General features: G+C 72.8%; 21 protein-coding genes and 1 pseudogene. 9 read left to right on the top strand and 13 right to left on the bottom strand.

Features of this window, described 5'->3' with window-relative positions:
* The 9 genes from FHS29_RS02665 to FHS29_RS02625 all read right to left on the bottom strand — a co-directional run bounded on the left by FHS29_RS02665 (window position 1) and on the right by FHS29_RS02625 (window position 9,969).
* Window positions 1–729 carry an SDR family NAD(P)-dependent oxidoreductase gene (locus tag FHS29_RS02665; RefSeq protein WP_184687819.1) on the bottom strand — a complete coding sequence of 243 codons (729 nt, stop codon included), beginning with the start codon at window positions 727–729 and terminating at the stop codon, window positions 1–3.
* On the bottom strand, window positions 729–1,694 hold the full coding sequence (locus FHS29_RS02660; protein ID WP_184687817.1) for a methyltransferase: 966 nt from the start codon (window positions 1,692–1,694) through the stop codon (window positions 729–731). The genes FHS29_RS02665 and FHS29_RS02660 overlap by 1 nt, the downstream gene beginning before the upstream one ends.
* 8 nt (window positions 1,695–1,702) lie before the next feature.
* Window positions 1,703–2,815: a zinc-binding dehydrogenase gene (locus FHS29_RS02655; protein ID WP_184687815.1), complete on the bottom strand. Its 1,113-nt coding sequence runs from the start codon at window positions 2,813–2,815 to the stop codon at window positions 1,703–1,705.
* Window positions 2,816–3,124, bottom strand: a complete 309-nt coding sequence (locus tag FHS29_RS02650; protein WP_184687813.1) for a hypothetical protein — start codon at window positions 3,122–3,124, stop codon at window positions 2,816–2,818. It lies immediately after the preceding gene.
* Window positions 3,125–3,149: 25 nt separating this feature from the next.
* On the bottom strand, window positions 3,150–4,016 hold the full coding sequence (locus FHS29_RS02645) for a branched-chain amino acid ABC transporter permease (protein WP_184687811.1): 867 nt from the start codon (window positions 4,014–4,016) through the stop codon (window positions 3,150–3,152).
* A 13-nt stretch (window positions 4,017–4,029) separates the two neighbouring features.
* Window positions 4,030–5,196 (bottom strand): ABC transporter substrate-binding protein, encoded by a 1,167-nt coding sequence (locus tag FHS29_RS02640; protein ID WP_184687809.1) that lies wholly within the window; start codon window positions 5,194–5,196, stop codon window positions 4,030–4,032.
* A gap of 31 nt (window positions 5,197–5,227) precedes the next feature.
* Window positions 5,228–6,964, bottom strand: a complete 1,737-nt coding sequence (locus FHS29_RS02635) for a branched-chain amino acid ABC transporter ATP-binding protein/permease (RefSeq protein WP_184687807.1) — start codon at window positions 6,962–6,964, stop codon at window positions 5,228–5,230.
* Window positions 6,961–7,689: an ABC transporter ATP-binding protein gene (locus FHS29_RS02630; protein ID WP_184687805.1), complete on the bottom strand. Its 729-nt coding sequence runs from the start codon at window positions 7,687–7,689 to the stop codon at window positions 6,961–6,963. Before FHS29_RS02630 ends, FHS29_RS02635 begins: the two co-directional genes overlap by 4 nt.
* 375 nt (window positions 7,690–8,064) lie before the next feature.
* On the bottom strand, window positions 8,065–9,969 hold the full coding sequence (locus FHS29_RS02625; protein WP_184687803.1) for a primary-amine oxidase: 1,905 nt from the start codon (window positions 9,967–9,969) through the stop codon (window positions 8,065–8,067).
* Between the two features lie 143 nt (window positions 9,970–10,112).
* On the opposite strand from FHS29_RS02625, the gene FHS29_RS02620 reads away from it, so the two are divergent.
* The 4 genes and pseudogenes from FHS29_RS02620 to FHS29_RS36555 form a co-directional block, all read left to right on the top strand.
* The gene (locus FHS29_RS02620) at window positions 10,113–11,219 is read left to right on the top strand and encodes a histone deacetylase-like amidohydrolase (protein WP_184687801.1); all 1,107 of its coding nucleotides are present in this window, start codon (window positions 10,113–10,115) and stop codon (window positions 11,217–11,219) included.
* A 69-nt stretch (window positions 11,220–11,288) separates the two neighbouring features.
* Window positions 11,289–12,401: an FAD-dependent oxidoreductase gene (locus FHS29_RS02615; protein ID WP_184687799.1), complete on the top strand. Its 1,113-nt coding sequence runs from the start codon at window positions 11,289–11,291 to the stop codon at window positions 12,399–12,401.
* 26 nt (window positions 12,402–12,427) lie between these two features.
* Entirely contained in the window at window positions 12,428–13,936 is a 1,509-nt protein-coding gene (locus FHS29_RS02610) for a serine/threonine-protein kinase (protein WP_184687798.1), read from the top strand.
* A gap of 4 nt (window positions 13,937–13,940) precedes the next feature.
* A pseudogene (locus FHS29_RS36555) lies at window positions 13,941–14,042 on the top strand (TetR/AcrR family transcriptional regulator); the annotation flags it as partial.
* A 20-nt stretch (window positions 14,043–14,062) separates the two neighbouring features.
* Here the strand turns inward: FHS29_RS36555 and FHS29_RS36225 are convergent.
* Window positions 14,063–15,394, bottom strand: a complete 1,332-nt coding sequence (locus FHS29_RS36225; RefSeq protein WP_221455270.1) for a helix-turn-helix domain-containing protein — start codon at window positions 15,392–15,394, stop codon at window positions 14,063–14,065.
* Between the two features lie 105 nt (window positions 15,395–15,499).
* Here FHS29_RS36225 and FHS29_RS02595 point away from each other — a divergent pair, with 105 nt between their 5' ends.
* Both FHS29_RS02595 and FHS29_RS02590 read left to right on the top strand, forming a co-directional pair.
* The gene (locus FHS29_RS02595; protein ID WP_184687794.1) at window positions 15,500–16,141 is read left to right on the top strand and encodes an NAD(P)-dependent oxidoreductase; all 642 of its coding nucleotides are present in this window, start codon (window positions 15,500–15,502) and stop codon (window positions 16,139–16,141) included.
* Window positions 16,142–16,295: 154 nt separating this feature from the next.
* Entirely contained in the window at window positions 16,296–17,186 is an 891-nt protein-coding gene (locus tag FHS29_RS02590) for a bile acid:sodium symporter family protein (protein ID WP_184687792.1), read from the top strand.
* On the opposite strand, the gene FHS29_RS02585 is transcribed toward FHS29_RS02590, so the two are convergent.
* Entirely contained in the window at window positions 17,137–18,087 is a 951-nt protein-coding gene (locus FHS29_RS02585; RefSeq protein WP_184687790.1) for a hypothetical protein, read from the bottom strand. The genes FHS29_RS02590 and FHS29_RS02585 overlap by 50 nt on opposite strands.
* Before the next feature lie 168 nt (window positions 18,088–18,255).
* Here FHS29_RS02585 and FHS29_RS02580 point away from each other — a divergent pair, with 168 nt between their 5' ends.
* Complete coding sequence (locus tag FHS29_RS02580) at window positions 18,256–19,101, top strand: NAD(P)-dependent oxidoreductase (RefSeq protein WP_184687788.1); 846 nt, start codon at window positions 18,256–18,258, stop codon at window positions 19,099–19,101.
* Between the two features lie 164 nt (window positions 19,102–19,265).
* On the opposite strand, the gene FHS29_RS02575 is transcribed toward FHS29_RS02580, so the two are convergent.
* Window positions 19,266–20,300: an LLM class flavin-dependent oxidoreductase gene (locus FHS29_RS02575; RefSeq protein ID WP_184688606.1), complete on the bottom strand. Its 1,035-nt coding sequence runs from the start codon at window positions 20,298–20,300 to the stop codon at window positions 19,266–19,268.
* Window positions 20,301–20,394: 94 nt separating this feature from the next.
* On the opposite strand from FHS29_RS02575, the gene FHS29_RS02570 reads away from it, so the two are divergent.
* Window positions 20,395–20,853, top strand: a complete 459-nt coding sequence (locus FHS29_RS02570; protein ID WP_312864715.1) for a MarR family winged helix-turn-helix transcriptional regulator — start codon at window positions 20,395–20,397, stop codon at window positions 20,851–20,853.
* A 73-nt stretch (window positions 20,854–20,926) separates the two neighbouring features.
* Window positions 20,927–21,343 (top strand): DUF3995 domain-containing protein, encoded by a 417-nt coding sequence (locus FHS29_RS02565; RefSeq protein WP_184687784.1) that lies wholly within the window; start codon window positions 20,927–20,929, stop codon window positions 21,341–21,343.
* Between the two features lie 248 nt (window positions 21,344–21,591).
* Here FHS29_RS02565 and FHS29_RS02560 read toward each other — a convergent pair whose 3' ends face one another.
* Window positions 21,592–24,087 (bottom strand): CHAT domain-containing protein, encoded by a 2,496-nt coding sequence (locus tag FHS29_RS02560; protein WP_312864714.1) that lies wholly within the window; start codon window positions 24,085–24,087, stop codon window positions 21,592–21,594.
* Window position 24,088: the final 1 nt, after the last annotated feature.

Raw genomic sequence — 24,088 nt, 5'->3', positions numbered from 1 at the left:
TCAACCCCTCAGCAGTTGGCCGCCGTCGATCGGCAGCACGGTTCCCGTGATGTGCCGGGCTTCCAGGGAGGCCAGCAGCAGCACGGTCGGCACGAGGTCGTCGGTGTTGGCGAGGCGACCCAGCGGGATCCGCTCCACCCACGGCGCGCGGGCCGCCGGGTCGGCCATCGCCGCCGCCGTCAGCGGTGTCTCCACCGGGCCGGGCGCGACCGCGTTGACCCGGATGCCGTGCGGCGCCAGCTCCAGCGCCGCCGAGCGGGTCAGCGCGTTCATCGCCGCCTTGGTCGCCTCGTAGTGCCCGAGGCCGACCGTCGGCTGGAACGACCCGGCCGAGCTGATGTGCACGATCGAGCCGCCGCGCCTGGCCGCCACCATCGCCTCGCCGACCGCCTGGGTGATCAGGAACGTGCCGCGCACGTTCACCGCGAGCACCGCGTCCATCGACTCCACCGGCAGCGACAGCAGCGGGCCCGCGCCGCCGACCACGCCCGCCGCGTGCACCAGCACGTCGAGCGGGCCCAGTTCGGCGATCGTCTTCGCCACGCCCGTGCGCACCGACTCGGGGTCGCGCACGTCCATCTCCACGGCCAGCCCGCCGAACTCCTCGGCCTTGCGGGCGAGCCCCACCAGGTCCACGTCCGCGACCGCGACCCGGTGGCCGCGCCCGGCCAGCGCCGTCGCGATCGCCCCGCCGATACCGCCCGCCCCGCCGGTAACCAACGCCACCATCACACGGCCTCCGCGATCACGACGCGCGGGCTGCCGGGCAGCGGGCGGGTCTCCAGGACCTTCCAGCCGGTGTCGGCCAGCCAGCGGTGCACCTCGTCCTCGGGGTAGACCACGGTGCCGTCGATGACCAGGTACTCACCGGCCATCACCGGGTCGAGCCGGCGGCCGTCGCCCGCGTCCAGCAGGAAGTCCAGCACCAGCAGCCGCGCGCCGGCCTCGACCACGCCGCGCGCGGCGCGCAGGATGGTCCGGTTCTGCTCGGCGTCGAACCGGTGGATGACGTGCTCCAGCAGCACGGCGTCGTACTGGCCGGGCACCTCGTCGGTCAGCGGGTCGGCCTCGTGGAAGGTGATCCGGTCGGCCAGCGCGGGGTCGAGCGCGCCCCGGACCATCCGGAGGAAGTCCGGCGTGCTGACGAACGTGCCGGTCAGCCCCGGGTTGCGCTTGGCGGCCTCGCCGAGGAACGCGGTGGACAGCCCGCCCAGGTCCAGCACGTGCTTGTGCGGCCCGAAGTCGTAGTGCTCGGCCAGCATCACCGCGTGCAGCGAGTTGTAGGTCTGCACGCCGTTCATGAACACGCCCATGCGGGCCTCGTCCAGCTCGAACGGGCCGGGCTGCGCGGAGCGCATGGACGAGGTGTAGTGCAGCCAGTGCGGGTAGCTCAGCGCGTCCCAGAAGGCCAGGTGCGGCCGCAGGTCCAGCCCGCCGCGCCCGGCCAGGTACGCCTCGGTCACCGGGGTGTTGGCGTAGCGGCCGTCCCGGTGCTCCAGCAGGCCGAGGCCCACCATCGCGTCGGCCAGGATGCGCGCGGAGCGCTCCGGCAGCTCGGCGCGCTCGGCCAGTTCCAGCGAGGTGGCCGGGCCCAGGCCCAGCGCCGAGAACACACCGAGCTCGCTCGCGGCGAACAGCTGCTTGGCGGCCATGAATCCGGTTGCGACGGCCACCAGCGGAGTGGGGTCGGTCATCGGGTCTCCTAGTCCAGTCCGGGGTCGACGACGGCCTTGACGGCGGCCATCGACGCCATGTCACGAATCGCCTGTTCCGCGCCCGACAGCCCGACGGGCGGCGAGAACATGGCGTCCCACTCGAAGCGGTTGGCGAACGCCGACAGGAAGCGCAGCGCGCGGGCCAGGTCGCCCACGTCGCCGTTGAGCGAGCCGACCACGCGGATCTCCCGGCTCATCACCACGTCCATCGGCACCGGCGCGGCCCGCGGACCGGCCAGCCCGACCACCACGTGCGTGCCGCGCTTGCCGCACATCAGCACGCCCTCGCGGTTGGCGGTCGGCGCGCCCGCGAAGTCCAGCACCAGGTCCGCGCCGTGCGCGCCGGTCAGCTCCTCCACCTGGGCGACCCGCTCGTCCGGGTCGGTCACCTCGGTCACGTCGATCGTGGTGTCCGCGCCGTACTTCGCGGCCAGCGCGAGCCGATTCGCCGGACCGCCCAGGGTGATCACCTGCCCCGCCCCCGCCGCCCGCGCCATCGCGGTGGCGACCAGGCCCAGCGGACCCGCGCCCTGCACGGCGACGGTCGAACCCGGCTGCACGCCGCCCGCGTTGGCGAACGCCCGCACCACGGTCTTCACCGCGCAGCCGGCCGCCGCCGCCCAGGTGTCCGGCACGTCCCCCGGGATCACGATCCGATGCGCGCCCGGCGGCAGGTACACGTACTGCGAGAGCCCGCCGATGGCGTACGGCCAGCGGTCGGCGCGCTGGCCGAACCCGTAGCCGCGGTGCTCGCACAGCACCGGCTCGCGAAGTACGTTGCAGCCCTGGCAGTGCCCGCACACGGACTCCGACCACACCAGGCGGCTGCCGATCTCCACCGGCTTGCCGTACGCGTCCCGGCCGGAGTTCGCGCCGAGCGCCACCACCTCGCCCGCCATCTCGTGGCCGAGGATGATCGGCAGCGCGATGAACGGCATCACGCCCTGCCACAGGTGGGCGTCCGTGCCGCACAGCGTGGTGCTGGTGATCCGCACGACCGCTGAGCCCGGCGGGAGTTCCTTCGGCAGCGGCACTTCGGTGAGTTCCAGTGGGGCGTCGAACTCGCGCAGCACCGCCGCGCGGGTCGAGGTGGGGTGCATCTACGCCTCCCGGCTGTTCTGATCGGCGTTGTTCCGGTCGGCGTCCAGCTCGGCGCGGCGCACCTCCGGTCGGCGGTGGAACCGTTGCGGCACAACGATTCCGGGTGGTCCACCGGCGAGCCAGCCGGCCGCGGCGGGTGCCGGGCGGGCGACCGCCGCGACGTCTTCCCGGGCCTCGCCCAGCACGTGGCCGAACCCGCCGAGGCCCGCGTCGCGGGCGCCGGTCCGGCCGCCGTGGTCCGGGACCGGCGCGGCGCCCGTCGCGTCGCGGCACCGGTCCGGCGGGGGCGCCCCGTGGACGTGGCACATGTGGAAATCCCCTTCGCGGAATCGATCAGGCCATGGAGTCCCAGCGGTCCCGGCGGCGCGTCCACAGCAGGACGACGAGGATCACCAGGAACGGCAGGACACCGCGGTACTGCTGGAAGGCGACGACGGTGCTGGCGAGGCCCTGGAGCACGCCCAGGGCCACGCCGCCGACGAACGTCCAGGTGAAGCTCCGGAACCCGCCCACCAGGGCGGCGGCCAGCGCCGGCGTGATCAGCAGGGCCTGCGAGCTGAAGTCGCTGGCCAGCTGGGGCGCCACGATCATGATCGCCAGGGCGCTGGCCGCGCCCGCCGCGCCCCAGACCACCATGGACAGCCGGGGCACCCGGATGCCGATCAGCTCGGCGGTGGTCGGCCGCTCGGACAGCGCCCGCAGCAGCAGGCCGATCCGGGTGCGCTTGAGCAGCACGGTGGGCAGCACGGCGAACAGCACCGCGAGGACCATGGTGACCACCGCGGTCCAGGTCACCACGACGCCGCCCACCGTGACCGCCGGGCTGTCGAACGGGCTGGGGAACCGGTGCGGGTGCTGCGCGCCGAACAGCCGCAACCCCACCGCGACGAGCGCGGTGAAGGTCGCGATGGTGACCGCGGCCTTCACCCCTTCGCTCGCCTCGGAGAACCAGCGCACCATCACCACGCCGAGTCCCATGTGCACCACGGCGGCCACGACCAGGCCGCACACGATGGCCGGGAACAGCGGCAGGCCCGCCTCGTGCAGCACGACCATGGCGAACGCGCCGAAGGCGCCCACGGCGGCCTGGGCGAAGTTGACCACCGCGACGAGCCGGTAGGTGAGCAGCGTGGACAGCCCCATCAGGGCGTACGCCCCGCCGGTGACCAGTCCCGCGATGGCCGCGGACAGTTGCAGCACAGCAGCCTCCGGGTCAGGCGTTGGGCACGGTGATGAAGGTGTCGTCCACCACGACCCACCGCAGGCCGGTCAGGCGGACGATCTTGGAGCCCTGGTTCGGGGAGTGCGACTCGCCGGGGCCGAACTCCCACGGGGTGCCCAGCATCGGGTCCTCGATGGGGGTCATCTCCCGGAGCGCGGCGCCGACCGTCTCGCGGGTGACGTCGCCCTTGATGGTCTTGAGCACGTCGACCATGAACTTGGCGGCCAGGTAGCCGCCCTGGGAGAACGCGGTGGCCTGCGCGTCGGCCCGGGTCACCGTGTCCCGCCAGCCCTTGTTGGCCAGGCTGGCGGAGGTGAACGGCTCGAACTCGCTGCCCGCGTACACGTTCAGGCCGAGCCCGCCGACGGCCTTGGCCACGCTGTCGGTGTAGGCCGGGGCCAGCAGCAGGTAGTCGACGTCGTCCATGCCCTGCGTCTTCGCCGCCTGGAGCCACGGCACGACCAGCGACTCGGCCGGGTTGAACAGGATGGCGTCGCAGTCCGCCTGCTTGGCCTTGAGCAGGTACGGCGTGAGGTCGCCGCTCTGCGGCACGGTCAGGTCGTTGACCTTCAGCGTCTGGCCGCTGATCTTCTCCCAGCGCGTCAAGGCTTCCTTGACGGCCTCCTCGTTGCCCGGCAGCAGCGAGGTGAAGTTGCAGATGTTCTTGTCGCCCAGCTTCTGCGACGCGTGCAGCAGCACGGCGGTCATCAGCGTGAACGGACCGACGTTGACCGGGGCGATGTTCGGGCTCTGGAAGCACTTCGGGGTGGCGGCGACCGCCATCACCGAGTTGAGCTTCTGCTGGCGGTAGAAGCCGTCGTTGACGTCGCAGTCGGTGAAGCTGGCGGAACCGGCCATCGCGACCACGCCCGTGTCCGCCAGTTCGCGGGCGACCTGGGCGGTGCGCTGCGGGTTGCCCGCGTCGTCCTTGACGATGTACTCGATCTTCTTGCCGTTGATCCCACCCTTGTCGTTGGCGTCGTCGAAGACGCGCTGGGCGGTCTTGGCCACCTCGGCGGTGATGAACTGGCCGGTGAGGCCGGCGACGGCACCGATCTTGATGGTGTCGCCGCCACCTCCGCTGCCACAGCCCGCGAGCACGGATGCCGTGAGCGCGGCCGTGGCGAACACGGCTCCCGCCTTGAGGTGCTTTCTCATCTGTGGTGTTTCCCTTCGGGGGATGGGTGTTTCAGTGGGCTGCGGAACCCAGGTAGGCGGCGATGACCGCGGGATCGGCCAGCACCTCGTCAGGAGGCCCGAAGGCGATGACCCGGCCGAAGTCCATGACCACGACGGAGTCGCAGGTGGACCGGACCAGCTCGATGTCGTGCTCGACCAGCAGGACGGCGGTGTCGAAGCGCTCGGGGATCTCCGACAGCCGGCGTTGCAGCAGCTCGGTCTCCGCGCTGGAGTGGCCCGCGGCGGGCTCGTCGAGCAGCAGCACCGCGGGACGGCCGGCGGCCAGGCCGGCGACCTCCAGCAGCCGGCGGGTGGCCACGTCCACGGTCTCGATGGGCACGTCGGCGGCCGGGCACTCGAACAGCGCCAGCTGCTCGTCGACCTCCTCGGCGGACAGCGATTTGCCGGCCGCGATCCGGAGGAACATGCCGACGGTGAGCTGTTCGGGCACCCGCAGCTGCTGGAAGCTGCGGCGCAGGCCCATCCGGGCGCGGCGGTGCGCCGGGACGCCGTCCACCGGCTCGCCGTTGAGCAGCACCTGGCCGGAGTAGCTGCCGGTGAACCCGGTGACCGTGTTGATCAGCGTCGACTTGCCCGCGCCGTTCGGCCCGACCAGGCCGACCACGCAGCCCTTGGGCACGGCCAGCGAGACGTCGTCGTTGGCGGTCAGCGCCCCGAACCGCACGCTCAGGTTGCGGACCTCCAGCGCGGGCGTGGCGTCGGCGGGCTCGCGCGGGGCACGCAGCCTGATCGGCACCAGCGGCTTGGGGTTGGCGTGCGGTATGGGCAGCGAGCCCATCTTCGCCGCCTTCTTCCGGCGGCGCTTCGCCCGCATCAGGTCGGTCTGGCTGCCGCCCAGGCGCAGCACCTGCACCGCGCCGATGCCGAAGAACAGGGCGGCCAGGTCCTGCGGGACGCCGAGGGCGTCCAGCAGCGACGGGAAGACCGCGCCCATCACGCCGCCCGCTATCGCGCCCTCGATGTTGTTGGTGCCCACGAACAGGGCGATCGCGAAGAACGACACGGACGCGAAGGCCGCGAAGTTGCCCGGGGTGACGATGCCCAGCTGTCCCGCCATCAGCCCACCGCCGACACCGGCCACGAACGCGCTGAGCGCGAACGCGGTCAGCTTGCCCTTGGCGACGCTGATGCCGTGCGCGGCGGCGGCCCGCTCGGAGTGGCGGATCTCGACCAGCGCGCCACCGGTCCGCGTGCGGTCCAGGTAACGCAGGCCGATGAAGATCACGGTGACCACGATGACCGTGAACACGAAGTACTCGCTGTCGGTGGTGAAGCCCGCCGGCCGCTGGACGAAGTCGTAGTTGCCCTGGCCGGGGTAGGGGATGCCGGTGAACACCACGTCGAGCGCGGTGGCGAAGGCGAACGTGGCGACCGCCAGGTTCACCCCGCGCAGCCGCAGCGCGGGCAGGCCGATCAGCACGCCGGCCACGGTGGCGGCCAGGCCGCCCAGCACCAGCCACGCGTAGAACCCGCCGGGCAGGTCGGAGACGTTGGCCCAGCCGACGACCCACGCGCCGATCGCGGCGAAGCTGAGCTGGCACAGCGAGATGACGCCCGCCCGGCCGGTGATCAGGCCGTAGCTCTGCATGAACACCGTGCTGACGGCCGCGCCGGTGAGCATGAAGGTGAAGTTGTTGTTGGCGAACCCGGCCACCGACGCGGCCACCACGGCGGCGAGGATCAGGCCGAGCACCACCGGGTGCGGCTTGCGGCGCGGCGCGTTCACTTCCAGACCCCACTTCCGGAGGGCGTGTCACCCAGGTAGAGCGCCCGGAGCAGGCCCTCGTCGGCGCGCAGCTCGCGGCCGTCGCCGGCGAACACGATCCGGCCCCGGGCCATGACGTAGGCCCGGTCGGCGATGCCGAGGGCCAGGGCGGCGAACTGCTCGACCAGCAGCACGCCCACGCCGCGGTCGGCGAGTGCGCGCACGGCGGCGGCCAGCCGTTCCACCACGATGGGCGCCAAGCCCAGCGACATCTCGTCGATGAGCAGCACCTTCGGCCTGCCCAGCAGCGCCCGGCCGACCACCAGCATCTGCTGCTCGCCGCCGGAGAGCAGCCCGGCGGGCGCGTCGATCTGCTTGCGCAGCTCGGGGAACAGCTCGAACACCCGGTCCGGGGTGTCGTCGTGCCGGCAGGCGGCGCGCAGGTTGTCCAGTGTGGACATCTCCCGGAACACCGTGCGGTTCTGCTCGACGTGCGCGAGCCCGGCCCGCGCCCGGCGCCAGGCGCGCAGCTTCTCGATCCGCTCGCCGGCGAGCCGGATCTCACCGGAGGCGACGGGGATGGCCCCGGAGACGCCTTCCAGCAGGGTCGTCTTGCCCGCGCCGTTGGCACCGAGCAGCACGGTCACCGAGCCTTCGTCGACCAGCAGCGAGACGCCGCGCACGATGGTCAGGCCGGACCTGTCGACCGTTATGTCCTCAAGGGACAGCACACTCACCGAATCCACCGTCCTGTCGATACTTCCGGGGTGGTCGGGCAAGACTGGTCCCGCGGTGGTGACCGGCCGGTCCGTAGAAATACTGAAATGCCTGCTCAGAAAGGTGAGGACCGTTCCGCACCGGGTTGTCGCACCGATGCCGGGGACGGCCCGCCGGGCGCTTTTCGGCCGGTCAGAGGCGATCATGAAGCCAATTCGCGGGAATCCGCCGCGCAATCGGCCGGCTCCCGCGTTGTAAACGATTCGGTAACGTCCGCGTCACCTTCCGGTTGTGCGCGTGCATATGCACCGTCGCGGCCGGTCGGGGAGCATGCGGAAGCGCCCGATGCCGGCGCGGGGCATCGGGCGCTTTCCGGACCGGTTCACCGGTCGGTCATCGGGCGATCAGTGCGCGCAGTGGCATTCGCCGGGCGGGCAGTGCCGGCACGCGGAAAAGTCCGGCAGGTCGAGCGTGGGATTGCGGTCGTGGAATCCGAGCGGTTTGAACATGAATCCGCTGTAGTCCACCGGCATCACCGGCCAGTCCTCGGGACGGGGCAGGTGGGTGGGCCCGAACACGTGCCAGAGCACCACGTCGGAGTCGATCAGCGGGCGGTCCTGCGCGGTCCACTGCGGCAGGCCGGCGCCGCCGGGGTGCTGGTCGGGGTACTCGCCCGCCGGGTACCGCTCGTCCTCGTGGAACCGGGTCACCCACAGGTGTTTCGTGGCGAACGCGGCCCGTGCGGCGATCGACGCGTCCGGCTGGGCGAGCAGCGTGGGGCCGGGCTTGGGCACCAGTTGGTACGCGCGCGGCTTGCCCAGCCGGTTCACGTTGTCCGAACTGCTCACCACCCACGTGCGGCCGCGCAGCGGATCGGCCAGCCGGGCGGCGGTCGACTCGCGGTCCAGCACGGTCGTGGTGGTGGTGAACGCGTTGCCGCGCGGGTTGTCCGGCCCGGTCGGGACGCCGACGAAGTCGATCTCCTCGACGGTGTTCGCCGCGCCCGCGATCTCGGTGTCCAGCCGCGCGCAGAACAGGTGCTGGTGCACGGGGGCCATCAGGCCGGGTGCGATCTCCGCGCCGTACGGGTTGTCGCCGCCCGCGCCGCAGAACACCACGCCGGTCGCCTTGGCCTCCAGCTCGATCGTGCCGTCGAGGTAGAAGTACCAGAAGAAACCGTAGTCGTAGTTGCCGATGGTGCTGAACGACGACACCACCAGCCGCCGCGACCGCCGCACGTCCGACGCCCCGGTGAGGACGTTGGTGTGCTTCCACTGCACCCCGTAGTCCTCTTCGTGCATGCAGATCGCCTGGGGGAGGGCGACCGGGTTGCCGTGGTCGTCGGCGAGCACGGCGTCGAAGTAGTGGATGACGCCCAGGCAGTCGCAGCCCAGCCGCAGCGAGTTGGCGTTCTTGCCCAGCAGGTACTCGCCCGCGTCGAAGTAGCTGATCCAGTTCCGCCACGGCGCGGGGTCGCCGTAGGGCACCACCATCTCGGCCATCGACGCCCGGTACAGCACCGGGTCGCCGCCGAACCCGATCCGGTGCAGCGTCAGGCCTTCGCGGGCGTTGAAGCCGATCCGGAACTGCCAGCCCTCCCAGGTGACCTCGCTGCCGTCGACGGTGAAGCTGACGCCCTCGGGCTGGGTGATGGAGATCGGCTTCAGCGTGGTGCGGGGCGTCTCGCCGGAGTAGTTGCCGTGCTCGGTAGGCGTCGGCACGTCACCCTCGTCGGTCACCGCGATCACTTCGTTCGCGATCAGGTCCACCTCGCAGAGCAGACCTTCGACCGGGTGCGCCCACGGGCTGTCGTCCACGTGGTCGCGCAGGAAGGTCAGTGCCCGCAGCACCCGCCGGTCGCGCAGCAGCGGCTCGTCGAAGAAGCCGGGGGACAGCGGGGCGACGAACGCCAGCGACCAGTCCTCGATGCCGCGCCTGCGCATCGCCGCCTGCCAGCGCGGGTCCGCCCGCACCAGGTCGGCGCTGCGGTCGTACTCCTCGAACAGGATCGCGGGCCGGCCGTCCTTGGCCGGCTCCAGCTCGCGGTAGGACTCCAGCGCACCCTCGGTCGCGTTCACCACGGCCTCCGCCGCCACGCCGGTCGCGGTGTCCAGCAGCACGACCCGCGCCCGCCGGGTGACCTGGTCGCCCGGCCGGTGCGCGCGGACGACCTCCTTGGGCGGCTCGACGGGCAGCACGCTGGGGAACCGGGTGGTCCCGCCGACCTTCCCGGCGGCCACGAGAACGTCCCTGACCTGGGCGATCTCCTCCGCGGTGAGCGGGTCGAGCGGGTGTGGGCTGTGGGTCATACCACGAGTATTCGGCGCACCCGGCGGATCGGTCTTGGCGTGCGGTGTACCGGAGTTGGCTCCCGGCGCACGTTCGCCGGCAGTCAACCGCCGAGCACTGGCCGACAAGACGGCGGGCCGTCGCGGGGCGAGGATCCCGGGCCATGTCGACGGGTTACGTGTACCACGAGCTGTACGGCTGGCACGACACCGGCACGCACGCCGGTCTGCTGCCCGCCGACCCGCGCCGGGGGCTCCAGCCGTTCCGCCACTTCGAGAACGCCGAGGCGAAGCGCCGGGTGCACGAACTGGTCGTGGCCACCGGCCTGGTCGACCGGCTGACCCGGCTCGCGCCGCGCCCGGCCACCGACGAGGAGATCCTGCTCGTCCACACGCCCGGCCACCTGGCCCGGCTGGTGGCCGCCAACGACACCGGCGGCGACGCGGGCGACGGCGGCAGCCCGTTCGGGCCGGGCGCCCTGGACATCGCGCGGCTCGCGACCGGTGGCGTCATCCGCGCGGCGGAGGCCGTGGTGGACGGCGAGGTGGACAACTCCTACGCACTGGTCCGCCCGCCGGGTCACCACGCGCTCAGCGACGTCGGCATGGGCTTTTGCATGTTGGCCAACATCGCCATCGCCGTGTCGGCGGTGCGTGCGAGCCGGGGTGTCGAGCGGATCGCGGTGGTGGACATCGACGTGCACCACGGCAACGGCACGCAGGCGGCGTTCGAGGACGACCCGAACGTGCTGACCGTGTCCGTGCACCAGGACCGGGTGTTCCCGCCGGACTCCGGGTTCGTCACCGAGCGGGGCACGGGCGCGGGCCACGGCTACGCGCTGAACCTGCCGCTGCCGCCGGGCACCGGCAACGGCGGCTACCTGGAGGCGATGCGCCGGGTCGTGCTGCCCGCGCTGCACCGCTTCCGCCCGGACCTGATCGTGGTGGCCGCCGGTTTCGACGCGAACCCGGTGGACCCGCTGGCGCGCATGATGGTCACCGCCGGTGGCTACCGGCAGATCGGCCGGATGCTGCTGGACGCGGCGGCCGAGCTGTGCGACGGCCGGATCGCGTTCGCGCACGAGGGCGGCTACGACCCGGTGTACGTGCCGTTCTGCGCGCACGCCGTGATCGAGGTGCTCGCGGGCGTGGAGCAGCCGTTCGAGGACCCGTTCGGGGTGAACTTCGACAACCAGGGCCAGCAGGAGCTCCAGCCGCACCAGGAGACCGCGATCGAGGCGGCCGAGAAGCTGGTGGCCGAGATCGGCTGACGCTGTTGAGCGATCGCTCAACACCGGGCTAGGCTCTCTTTTGAGCAGTTGCTCAAGAGGGGGTCCGGCATGGCTGTGCGCACGGTGGTGGTGGTCGGGGGCGGGATCGCCGGACTGGCGGCGGCGGTCGCGTTGGACCGGAGCGGCCGGCGGGTGACCGTGCTCGAACGCGCCCCGGAGTTCACCGACGTGGGCGCGGGGCTGTCGCTGTGGCCCAACGCCATGCACGCCCTGGACGCCCTGGGGCTGGCCGGGGCGGTGGCGGCGCGCGGCGCCGTGGAGGTCGGGGGAGGGGTCCGCTCGCGCGGCGGCCGGTGGCTGACCCGGACGCGCAACGCGGAACTCACCCTCCGGTTCGGCCGACCGCTGACCGTCGTGCACCGGGCCGACCTGGTGCGGACGCTGGCCGACGCGCTGCCCCCGTCGGCGTTGCGGGGCGGTCACGAGGTGGTCGGCATCCGGCCGGACGGGGTGGTCGACAGCAACGGCCGGTTCTTCGCGGCGGACCTGGTCGTCGGCGCGGACGGCGTCCGCAGCGCGGTGCGCGGGACACCGCCCCGGTACACCGGCTGCACGACGTGGCGGACGATCACGTCGCCGCTGGAGCCGGACACGCCGGGCGCGGTGCTGTGGGGCCGGGGTGAGCGCATCGGGTTCACGGCGATGCCCGACCGCCGGTTCTACGTGTTCGCGGCGGCCACCGCGGCCCGGTCGGGCAGTTCGCGCGCCGCCGACCTGCGTCGCCGGTTCGCCGGGTGGCCCGACCCGGTTCCCCGGCTCTTGGCGGCTGTGGACGACTCGGAAGTGCTGTGCCACGACGTGCACGACCTGCCGCCGTTGGCTTCCTACGTGCGCGGGAACGTGGTGCTGCTGGGCGACGCGGCCCACGGCATGGACCCGATACTGGGACAGGGTGCGTGCCAGGCGTTGGAGGACGCGGTCACCCTCGCGGTCTGCCTGGACGCGACCGCCGACCTCGCCACCGCGCTGGCCCGCTACGACCGCGAGCGCCGTCCCAGGACCCAGGCGATCGCCCGCCGCGCGGCCCGGTTGGGCGCGGTGGCCCGTTGGCGGTCGCTTCCGGCGACGGCGCTGCGGGACCTCGCGGCCTGGGCGGTGCCCGCCTCCGCGACGCTGCGCTCGATGAGCCCGATCCTGTCGTGGCAGCCGCCCCGTGCCTGACCTCTCGACGCCGTGGGCGGTGGGACGTGCCTGACTGGACCTACCAGCCGCTGCGGGGCGTGGCGGCGGCCCTGCTGGGTGTTCGGCGGTCGCAGGTGCTCGCGCTGCGCGCACTGGCCACGGTGGGCCGCCTGCCCGGCGGCGGCTGGGCGGTCGCACGGGCGTTGGGGCACCGGCATCCGCCCGCGCACCTGGCCGGCACGGTGGACGGCGTGCCGGTGCGCAGCCGACTGGGCGCGGTGGTGCCGCCGGAGGTGGCACGGGACGCGGTGCGCGCGTTGCCGCTGCTGGGAGCGGGCGTCATCGAGGTGGCTCCCGCGACGGAAGCCGACGTGGTGCGGCAGGCCGTCGCGGGCGCACCGGTCCCGGTCCTGGTGCGTGAGGCGGACCCCGCCGAAGAAGAGGCGATCGTGCGCGACGCCGGCGCGGTGGTGCCGGGTCGTACCGACGTCGTCCACCTGACTTCGCCGGACATCCCGGCGGCGGTCGAAGCGCTCGCCGACCCGGACGCCATCGTGCTGGCCACGCCCTCCGTGCTGATCGACGCCGGCCCCGGCTGGTTCGGCCGCGTGCTGGAGGCGGCCACCCCCACCACACCGCCGGCCCGCACCACCGGGTGGAATCCGCGTTGGTGGCCCACGTGGTGGTGGGGCGCGCTGGTCGGCCTCGGCATGGTCGCCGGCGGGCTCGTCGCGGCGGCGATCACGCTCGGGCCGGTGCTGCTCTGGTACGACCGGGCGTTCCTCGGCGCGAGCGTGGACCACCTGCACCACATCAACCACCGGCTGGTCGGCTTCCTCCAGCACGACCGGATCACGCTGGCGGGCACGATGGTGTCGATCGGCGTGCTCTACACCGGACTGTCCGTCGGAGGGCTGCGGCGGGGGTGGCCGTGGGCGCGGGAGGCCTACCTGGTGTCGGGTTGGATCGGGTTCCCCACCCTGCTGTACTTCGTCGGCTCCGGGTTCCTGGAGCCCCTCCACGTGGCTGCCGCCGCGGCGCTGTTCCCGGCGTTCCTGCTGTCGGCCCGCCGCCGTGACCTCACTCCACAGTGGACCTCGGCACCCGAGGGCGACGAACGGGTCCGGCGCCGGGCGTTGGTCGGGCAGTTGCTGGTGGTGATCACCGGAGCGGGCCTGTTCGTCGGTGGGGTGGTGGTGTCCGTGGTCGGTCTGACCGAGGTGTTCGTCCCGAGCGACCTGGAGTTCCTCGGTGCCGAACCGGCCGGGCTCGCCGATGCCAACCCGAAGCTCCTGGCGTTCATCGCGCACGACCGCGCGGGTTTCGGCGGGGCGCTGATGTCCGCCGCGGCGGCGATCACGTTGCTCGGCGCGTGGGGCTGGCGGCGTGGCGAGGCGTGGGTGTGGTGGTCGCTGGCGCTGGCGGCGGTGACCGGCTTCCTGCCCGCGGTCGTCGTGCACGGCGTGATCCACTACATCGACTTCGGCCACCTCGCGCCGGTGTTCGTGGGCATGGCGACGACCGTGACGGCGCTGGCCCTCGCCCGGCCGTACCTGTGCGCACGCCTACGGTAGGGCCATGGCGGACACCCGGCAGCGACTGATCGACGGTGCGATCGAGACCATCCGGCGACACGGCATCGCGGGTGCGTCCGCCCGTGCGATCGCCACCGCCGCCGGGGTCAACCAGGCGCTGGTCTTCTACCACTTCGGCAGCGTGCACGACCTGCTGGAAGCCGCCTGCGTGGCCAACACCGAGTCGCGGGTCGCGCCGTTCCGGTCCCGCCTGGCCGAGCTCACGTCCCTGCGCGAACTGCTCGACCTCGGTCGCCGCCTGCACGCCGAGGAACGCGACCTGGGCAACGTGATGGTGCTGGCCCAACTCCTGGCGGGCGCGCAGTCCGACCCGAAACTGGCCCGCGCCACGTCCGCCGCGCTGCACCTGTGGATCGAGCCCGTCGAACAGGCGCTGCGACGGCTGCTGGCCGGCTCCCCGGTGGCCGACCTGGTGGACGTCGCCGGCCTGGCCCGCGCGGTGAGCGCCGGGTTCGTCGGGCTGGAGCTGTTCGAGGGAGTGGACCCGGCCGGCGCGCGGGCCGCGCTGGACTCGCTCGACCGGCTGGCCGTGCTGGTGGAGGTGGTGGACGACCTGGGCCCGATCGCCCGGCGCGCGCTGCGGGCCAAGCTCCGCCGGTCAACCGCGTGACACGCTCGCCCGGAACTCGCCGGGCGCGACCCCGGTGCGGACTTGAAGAAGTTCGTCGGGTCGGGGAAGCCGAGCCGTGCGCCCACGACGGCGGCGGGCAGGTCGGTGTGGGCGAGCAGCCGCCGGGCCTCCAGCACGATCCGGCGGTCCAGGAACTCCTTCGGCCCCATGCCCACGGCGTCCTGCGTGGCGCGGGTGAGGGTGCGCGGCGAGTAGCCGAGGGCGTGGGCGTAGTCGGCGACCCGGTGGGTGGTGGCGAAGTCGCGTTCGACGGCCTCGCGGAACCTCAGGAACGTCTCGTTGTAGGCGGGGCCCTGCGTCCCCGAGGCCAGCGACAGCCGGTGCAGCAGGGCGGCCAGCAGGTGCGCCAGCAGCCTGCCCGCCGCGACGACCGGCGCGTGGGTGAGCACGGCGTACTCGTGCGCCAGGTGCTCGGCGGCGGTCGCGGCGAGCAGCCGGTCCTGGGCGGTGAGCTGCCAGTGCGTCGGACCGAACGGGCTCGCCGTGTCCGGTGGCGGGAAGTCGGGCTGGAACAGCAGCAGCGGACCGTCGAACCGGGAACCCGGCTGGAACTGCTGCACCTGGCCGGGGCGCACCCACACCGCGCTGCCCGGCCGCAGCCGGTACGGCGTGAAGTCGACGGTGTGCACCCCGGTGCCCGCGGTGACCAGCATCAGCAGGTGGAAACCCGGCCGTTGGGGACGGGTCAGGTCGTGCCCGTCGCCGGCCCGCTGCCGCAGCGCACCCAGCGACAGCACCTCGATGCCCAGCTCGGCGACCGCCGGGTTCCGGTAGGACACCTCCGGGATGTGTCGCATTCTCACCATCACCTGTCTCCCCCCGACCTCGCCGGGTCGGCGTCCGGTGGCTTGAATATGCACCACGGGCGTTCGAATGGCGCCCACCGTCCACATTGGAGAAGCTGTTCAGCCATGGCTCACATCGCACTCATCGGCGCCACCGGCACCATCGGCTCACGGATCCTGGACGAGGCGCTGCGCCGCGGGCACACCGTCACGGCGATCGTCCGCGACCCGGCGAAACTGGACCGCACGGACGTCGCCGTGCAGACCGCCGACGTGCTCGACGAGGCCGGCCTGCCCGACGTGCTGGCCGGTCACGACGTGGTGGTCAGCGCGGTCGGCGGCGGTGACGGCCCCGGTCACCAGGCGACCATCGCACCCGCGGCGAAAGCCCTGGTCGGCGCGCTGCGCAAGACCGGAGGCGCACCCCGCCTGATCGTGGTGAACGGGGCGGGCAGCCTGCGCACCGCCGAAGGCACGCGGGTGTGGGACCAGCCCGGCCTGCCCGACTGGCTGCTCCAGATCATGCACGCCCACGGCGACGCGCTCGACTACCTGAGGGGCGTGGACGACGTGAACTGGACCGCGCTGAGCCCCGCCGGCACCATCGAACCCGGCGAGCGCACCGGGCGGTACCGGACCGGGGTGGACGAACTCGTCACCGACGCCGAGGGCGCGAGCTGGATCAGTGCCGAGGACTACGCGGTGGCGCTGGTGGACGAGATCGAGCGCCCGGCGAACGCGCGCCGCCGCTTCACCGTGGCCCGCTGACGGCTGCCCGCTGCCCCTCGACGACTGCCCGCTGCGCGCTGACGGCTGCCCGTTGACGGCTGTTCGGTAACGACCTCTCCCCGGCGATCCCGGCATGGGGGAGGATGCGCGCGTTGTGCCGCACCGTCGCGGCGCGCCGGGAGGGTGATCGCCCATGGGCACGGTGTTGACGAGTGTCGGCCTTCCCGTCGCGCTCGCGGTGGTGATGTTCGGCCTCGGGCTCTCGCTGACCGTCGCGGACTTCGCGCGGGTGGCGCGGGAGCCCCGGGCCGTGGCCGTCGCCCTCGCCACGCAACTCGTGCTGCTGCCGGTGGTCTGCTTCGGGCTGGTCGTGTGGTTCGGCCTCGATCCCGTCCTGGCGGTGGGCATGATGCTGCTCGCCGCCTCGCCCGGCGGCACCACCGCGAACCTGTTCAGCCACCTGTTCCGCGGGGACGTCGCGCTGAACATCACGCTCACCGCGGTCAACTCGGTGCTCGCCGTGCTCACGCTCCCGCTGGTGGTGAACTTCGCCCTCGGCCACTTCCGGCCCGCGATCGGCAACAGCGCGGTCGGCCTGGAGTTCGGCAAGGTCGTGCAGGTGTTCGCGATCGTCCTGGTGCCGGTGGTGCTGGGCATGCTGGTGCGGCGGTGGTCGGGGACGTTCGCCGACCGCGCCGACCGGCCGGTGCGGATCGTGTCGGCGGTGGTGCTGGTGGCCGTCATCGCGGGCACGCTGCTCGCCGAACGGGAGAACCTCGGCGGCTACCTGGCCGACACCGGGCTGATCGCCGCGCTGTTCTGCGCGTGCAGCCTGGCCGCCGGCTACCTCCTGCCGCGGTTGCTCGAGGTCGGGCGCCGGCAGGCGATCGCGTCGGCGTTCGAGGTGGGCATCCACAACAGCACCCTCGCGATCACCATCGCGGTGACCGTGATCGGCAGTGAACGCCTCGCCGTCCCGGCCGCCGTGTACGGGATCGTCATGTTCCCCATCGCGGCGGCCGTCGGCTACGCGCTCAGCCGCTCGCCCGCGCCCGCCGTGGCACCGGAGCAGCCCGCAGCGTGATCCGCCGCCCCAACCGGGCCGCACTCCACCCGCACAGCAACACGACCACCGCCGGCACGATCACGTAGAGCCGGTGGCCGCAGGATTCGAGATCCCCGTCGTAGCCGATCAACCGCCACACCGCGAAACCCAGTCGGATCACCGCGAACGCGACCAGGCAGAGACCCAACGCGTGGATGACCTCACCACGCCGTTGCCGCAACGCGACCGCTCGACTGACCGGCAGGTCGTCCTCGTAGGCGGTCAGCCGGTCGTACACCGGTACCAGGGCCCGCTTGAGCGGGTCACGGAAAACCGTCGGGAACACCGCGTGGAACGTGGGCTCCCAGTTGCCCGCGAACGAGATCAGCCCCCGAATCCCATCGCGGGACTTCCCGCCCTCACGGTGGTCGGGCAGGCTCGGCGGTGTCCACACCCGACCGGTCTCCCGTCGCACCCGGACGGCTCTGACCCGCAGTGCCGCCTCCGCCTCGGCGCGGAACCCGTCGTACCCCCTCCGCCGCAACGCAACCGCCAGCACCAGCCGTTCGGGTCGCACGGTCCGCGCCGCTTCGACGAACTCCCGCACCGCACCGGGACCGGTGTCCAGGCTGATCACCACCAGCCGGGCCCGCGCCATCAGGTCCAGCACGGGCTGCCGCCGGTCTCCCCACCCCGGGCAGGTCCGGGCTGACGGCAGCGTTTCTTCCGGCCGCCCGACCACGATCACCCGACCGAGGACGCCGAGACCGGTGGTCAACCGCTGCTCGTCGGCAGCCCCGGCGAGGTGGAGCACGAACAACTCGTCGTGCGCCGGGACCACGACCTCGCGAGCGAGGTGCCGCCACCCGCCGACCGGTGCGGTGCCGTGAGGTCTCGACGAGACCCGAACCGGACCACGCCCTTGGTGCTTCCCGTCCATACCGTCCCCCCGAACGCCTCCGTCCGGACCACGGTAGGGCCGACGCCCGGCGTAGTGACCGGAATCCGCTCGGGCGCAAGCGGAATTGGTCCGTCCCAGTGACACCGAAAGATGCGGGTCGGCTGCCGTGGTGGCAGATTTGCGGTCAGCAGAGGGAAAGGATTCCAAGTGACCGAGTCGGTTGCGGTGTTGGGCACCGGGATGATGGGCGCGGGGATGGCGCGGAGCCTGCTGCGGGCGGGCCTCGCCGTGACGGTGTGGAACCGCAGTGCGGAGAAGGCCCGGCCGTTGGCGGAGAACGGTGCGGTGGTGGTCGAGGACCCGGCGGAGGCGGTGGCGAACGCGGACGTCGTGCTGACCGTCCTGTTCGACGCCGACTCGACGGCCGAGGTGATGAGCGGCCTGAGCCTCCCGGACGGCGCGGTGTGGGTGCAGAGCGGCACGGTCGGTCTGGCCGGCACCGGACGGCTCGCCGAACTGGCCGGCGCCACCCCGTTCGTCGACGCGCCCGTGCTGGGCACCCGCAAACCCGCCGAGGAGGGCAAGCTCACCGTGCTGGCGGCAGGTCCGCTCGCGCTGCGGGAGCGGGTCGGCCCGGTGTTCGACGCCATCGGCGCGCGCACGGTGTGGGCGGGGGAGCGGCCCGGCGACGGTCAGCGGCTCAAGCTGGCGGCCAACTCGTGGGTGCTGTCGATCACCGCCGCCACCGCGCAGGCGGTCGCGCTGACCCGTGGCCTGGGCCTGGCGCCGGAGGCGTTCCTGGACGTGATCTCCGGCGGCGCGGTGGACAGCTCCTACGCCCAGTTGAAGGGGCGGGCCATGATCGCGGAGGACTACACCCCGTCGTTCGGGATCGACGGCGCGGTGAAGGACGCCGACCTGATCCTGACCGCGATGCGCGAGGCGGGCACCGACGACCGGTTGATGCGCGCGCTGCACGAGCAGTACCGGGTCGCCGCCGACCACGGCGGCACCGATGACATGGCGGCCGTGGTGCGCGCGTTCGGGACCTGATCACCGGCGGCGGAACGGGCACGGCGGCACCGGCGGGTACGCCGCGATCCGGCTGACCGGGCCGGGCGCGCCGGTGGCCGACCCAGTCGGTGGTGTGCTTCGGTATCACCGGCGCCGACACCGCCGTGCGCCTCGTGCACCAGGACGGTCCGCCCTGGGGGTGCTCAGCTGCCGAGTTCCTTGTGCACCAAGGGCATGACCTCGGTGCCGAGCAGTTCGATCGCGTCCATCACGAGCCGGTGCGGCACGCCGGACCAGTCCATGTGCATCGCGTACCGGTTCGCGCCGGTCAGCCGGCCGACCGTGACCAGCCGTTCCGCCACCTCCTCCGGGCTGCCCGCGAAGATCGACTGCGCGCCCCGCGTCCACTCGTCGTACTCGGCGCGGGACGGCACGCTCCAGCCGCGGGCGCGGGCGCCGTACTTCATGGTCTCCAGCCAGTACGGGTAGTACGCGTCCTTGGCGTCCTGCGACCTGCGAGCGACCAGGCCGATGGCGCTCATCGTCACGTGCAGGTCATCCGGCGCGTGTCCGCCGGCCTCGCCCGCGCGCCGGTACAGGTCGACCAGCGGGGCGAAGCGTTCCGGCATGCCGCCGATGACGGCGTACACGACCGGCAGGCCGAGCAGGCCCGCGCGCACCGACGACTCCGGGTTCCCGCCCGTGCCGACGGAGATGCGCAGCCGCTCGCCGTACGGGCGCGGGTAGACCTCCGCGTTCTCCAGCGGGGGCCGGAACTTGCCCGACCAGGTGATCGGGTTCTCCCGGTCCAGCCGGAGCAGCAGGGCGAGCTTCTCCTCGAACAGCTCGTCGTAGTCCTCCAGCGCCGCGCCGAACAGCGGGAACGACTCGGTGAACGAGCCACGGCCCGCCAGAAGTTCGGCCCGGCCACGGCTGAGCTGGTCCAGCGTGGTGAACTGCTGGTAGACGCGGACCGGGTCTTCCGTGCTGAGCACGGTGACGGCGCTGCCGAGGGTGATGCGCTCCGTCGTGCTCGCGGCTGCGGCCAGGACGGTGCCGGGGTTGGAACTGGCGTAGTTCTCCAGGTGGTGCTCGCCCAGGCCGTAGAAGCCGAAGCCCAGTTCGTCGGCGAGCCTGATCCGCTCCAGTTGGTTCGCCAGCGCGTCCGCCACCGACACCTGCTCGCCGGTCATCGGGTCCGGGTGGCGGTCGGCGAAGCTGAGGAGGCCGAGTTCCATGCTGTTCGAGGACACGTCAGCGAAGTTAGCGCGAGATTGATGACGCGTCAACAACCAATTGATGATGCGTCAACATCTTGCTAGCGTGGCGCGGGTGGACGAACCCCGATGGCTGGACGAACGGGAGGCGCGCGTGTGGCGCGCGTACCTCGACCTGAACCGTGAGCTGCCCGCAGTCCTGGAGCGCCGGCTGGTCCGCGACTCGGGCCTGTCCAACGCGGACTACTCGCTGCTGGTGCCGTTGTCCGAGGCGCCGGACGGGCTGGTGCGGTCGCGCGAGCTGGGCGCGATGGTGGGGTGGGAGCGCAGTCGGCTGTCCCACCAGGTCGGGCGGATGGAGAAGCGCGGCCTCGTGGTGCGGGAGGAGTGCGCCGAGGACGCGCGCGGCTCGATGGTCCGGCTGACGCCGGCGGGCCGGGCGGCGATCGAGGCCGCCGCGCCGTCGCACGTGGCGGCGGTCCGGCGGTACCTGTTCGACGTGCTGACCGACGAGGAGCTGGACGTGCTGGGCCGGGCTTTCGGCCGCGTGCTGGACCGGATCGCCGAGGACTGACTCTCAGGTTCCGTACGCTAGCGTACGGCCAGGCTCCGTACGGTGGCGTATGGACAGTCCGAGAGGTGGCCCCATGACGGTGTTGGCACTGCTCACAGCCCTGGTGTTGGTCGCCGTCGGCGTGCTGCACGTGGTGTGGGTGTTCTCGCCGTGGCCGCTGCGCTCGCCCGAGGAGTTCGCGCGCCGGGTGGTCGGCGTGACCCCCGACCGGTTGCCTTCCCGCGGGCTGACGGCCGGGGTGGCGGTGCTGCTGGCGTTGGCCGCCTACCTCGTCGCGGCGCGGGGCGGTGTGGTCGGCGCGCCCGGCCCGGAGTGGCCGGCCGTCGTCGGCACGGCCGGGGTCGCCGTGGTGTTCCTGATGCGGGGCGCGGGCGGCCTGGTGTCGTCGGCTCGCAAGGACACCGAGTTCGCCCGGCTCGACCGGCGGATCTACTCGCCGCTGTGCCTCGCGCTGGCCGCCGCCACCGGAGCGGTCGCCGCACTGGGCTGAGTCGTCGCCCGCGGTCGCGGGTCGCGCTCGGGCAGCCCAGGTGCCGGCGCAATGATCCGTTGCCGGGTGGATGTCAGTCCAGGGGTCCACCGCGATTCCACGCGGCGACAGGACCCGCACAACCAGGACTGTCCCATTCGGACATTCCGGTCCCGCGAGCGAAATGCCCATCCGAACCCGTCGGAGGCGAGGTCGTCGCCGTTGGATCGGAATCGCCGGGGGTGGGGAAAGGGTCGGGGTCGACCGGTTCAGCCGCCCCATCCGTGGCAGACGAAGGGCATGAGCTGTTGGGTCTGGGTGGCGTCGGCCAGTGCTTTGCCGGGTGGGACGCCGCGGGTCAGTGCCTGGTGGTAGGCGGTCATGACGTCGACGGCCGCCTGGTCGTCGACGCGGGCGACGCTGGAGACCACGGTGCGGCTGCCGCTGTAGAGCAGGGCGGCGGTGAAGCCGAGGATTTCGTCGCCGGTGCGGACCACGGCCTGGCCGATGTCGCAGGAGGAGAGCACGACGTGGTCGGGCACGGCCGCGAGTTGGTGCACGTCGTGTGCCATGAGCGGGCCGTCGACCAGGTCGAGTCGGGAGAACAGCACGTTCTCCTGTTCGTGGTGGCCGTGTGAGGCGAAGTGCGCCAGGCTGCTGCGCTTGACCGCGTCGAGGGTCTTCTCGACGGTCGCGTCCTCGCCGTCCAGGACGGTGCTGTGCTCGTAGATCCGGGCGATCCGGCGGACCTCGTCGGAGGAGTGCTTGAGGTTGGGGCCGCCGACCAGCAGCACGGGGCCGGGCGGGCGGACGGTGCGTTTCGCCGAGACCCAGGCCGACGGTGACGGGGTGACGGTGACCGGTCGGCCGCGCAGCGCGTCGAGCAGGCTCCACGGCATCGCGGACAGGGCCCCGGTGGGCACCAGCACGACGTTGTGGTCGCCGATCACCCGCAGCAGCGGGTCGAGCAGGTGTTCGGCCAGCACGGCCAGCTGGCGGCGGATCGAGGTGTGGATGACCTGTTGCAGCGCTTCGGGCAGCCGCCGGCCGCAGGCCGCGTCCAGGTCGCTGCGCAGCCGGGCGATGGCCTCGAACACGGTGTGCGTGCCGCCGAGCCCGAGCAGTTCGGCCCGGCGGTCGCCGACCACCTGGGCCAGCAGCCGCCCCTCGTCGGTCAGGAAGCTGACCAGCACGCTGTCGGCGTCGGCGAGTTCGGCCTTGACCTCGGCGAAGCCGACCTCCACGTGCCGCTCGCCCGCTCCGTCGGTGCGCCAGCCCTTGGCCCGGATCTCGCGTTCGAGCTGCCGGGCCCGGCGCAGGGCGTCGGAGTCCTGGTTGCCCTTCAGCTCGGCGGCGCGGGCCTCGCGCGCCAACTGGCGCAGCGCGGCCACGGCGTCGACGGTGTGCTCGTCGGCGGGGGTGCGGACCGGGGGGAAGCGGAAGGCCTGCGCGCGGGAGCGTTCCAGCCACCGGTAGACCACCTCCGGCTTGCCGTTGTCCAGGGCCGCCGCCAGGCCGGCGCGGGCCAGTTCGCCGCCCAGCGAGGTGGTGCCCGTCTGCAGGTCCAGGCTGCCGAACCGGCTGCGGTGCTCGCGCAGCAGCGCCAGGCCGGCGCGGGCTTCGGCGAACGTGCGGCGCTGGTCGCCCTCGGCCGCGCCGAGTTCGGCCAGCACCAGCCTGCGCAGCAGCCTGGTGGCCAGCGGTGCGCCGGGGCGGTCCCGGCCGGACAGGTGGGCGCGGGCCTCGGCCAGCCGGCCCCGGGCGAGGTAGGTGCGGGCGGCGAGCAGGTCGGCCTCGTCGGCGTCGTTGCGCAGACCCAGCAGGCGCAGCCGGTCGGCCAGCCGGGCGGCCGACCGCGCGCCGCGGACGGTGACGTTGCCGGCGGCGAAGTCGGCGCGGAGCATGGCCAGTTCGGCGACCGCGGTCCAGGTGTCGTTGCGGCGCCGGTGGAACCGCCGGCGGGCCAGTGCCGCCCACCGGCGCGCCTCGGCCGGGTCGCCGGCGGCGAGCCGGGCGCGGGCCATGGTGAGTTCGGCTTCGGCGTGCTCGTGGCCCATGCGCAGTTCGGGCACGCGTCCGAGGAACGTGTCCAGCTCGGTCGCCGCCTCGCTGGGCAGCCCGGCCGCCAGCAGCGCCCGCGCCCGGTCGCCGGCCAGCACGGCGAGCATGCCCCTGCCCTGGTCGGCGTAGACCTCGGCGGCGATGTCGAAGTCGCGCAGCGCGCCGGGGATGTCGCCGGTGAGCACCCGGCACTGACCGCGGCCGTGCACGGCCTTGGCCACCGTGCGCGGCATGCCCTCGTCCGGCCCCAGCGACGCACCCAGCTGCGCGCACTGGTCCAGGTCCGCCAACGCCAACCGCACCCGACCCGCGATCTGGTGCAACATGCCCCGGTTGAGCAGCACCCGCGCCAACGCCGCCCTCTGATCAGTGCGCCGCAACCGCAGAATCGCATCGTCGAACAAGCTCAGCGCGTCGTCCATCCGACCGACGAGCACGAAGACCAGCGCCCGCTGCGACAGCAACAGGTGCCGGTCCTCGGGCGCGACGACCTCCTCGGCCTCGTCCAGCAGCTCCAAGGCCCGACCGGTGTTGCCCTGCGCGACCTCGGCCGCGGCCAGCGTGCCCAGCAACCGCGCGGTCAGCGGCCCCTTGCGGTCGCCGAGGCGCAACGCGTCCCGGAGCAGGCGTGCGCCGACGGCGGGCCGGCCACTGTTGATCTCCTCGATCGCGCGCTCATGCAGGTTCCGCACACGGTCGCTCACC

Origin of the sequence: Saccharothrix tamanrassetensis (genome assembly GCF_014203665.1) — a bacterium.
Classification (GTDB): Bacteria; Actinomycetota; Actinomycetes; order Mycobacteriales; family Pseudonocardiaceae; genus Actinosynnema; species Actinosynnema tamanrassetense.
Note: the sequence above shows the minus strand (reverse complement) of the source record. Positions and strands in the feature narration are given on the sequence as shown.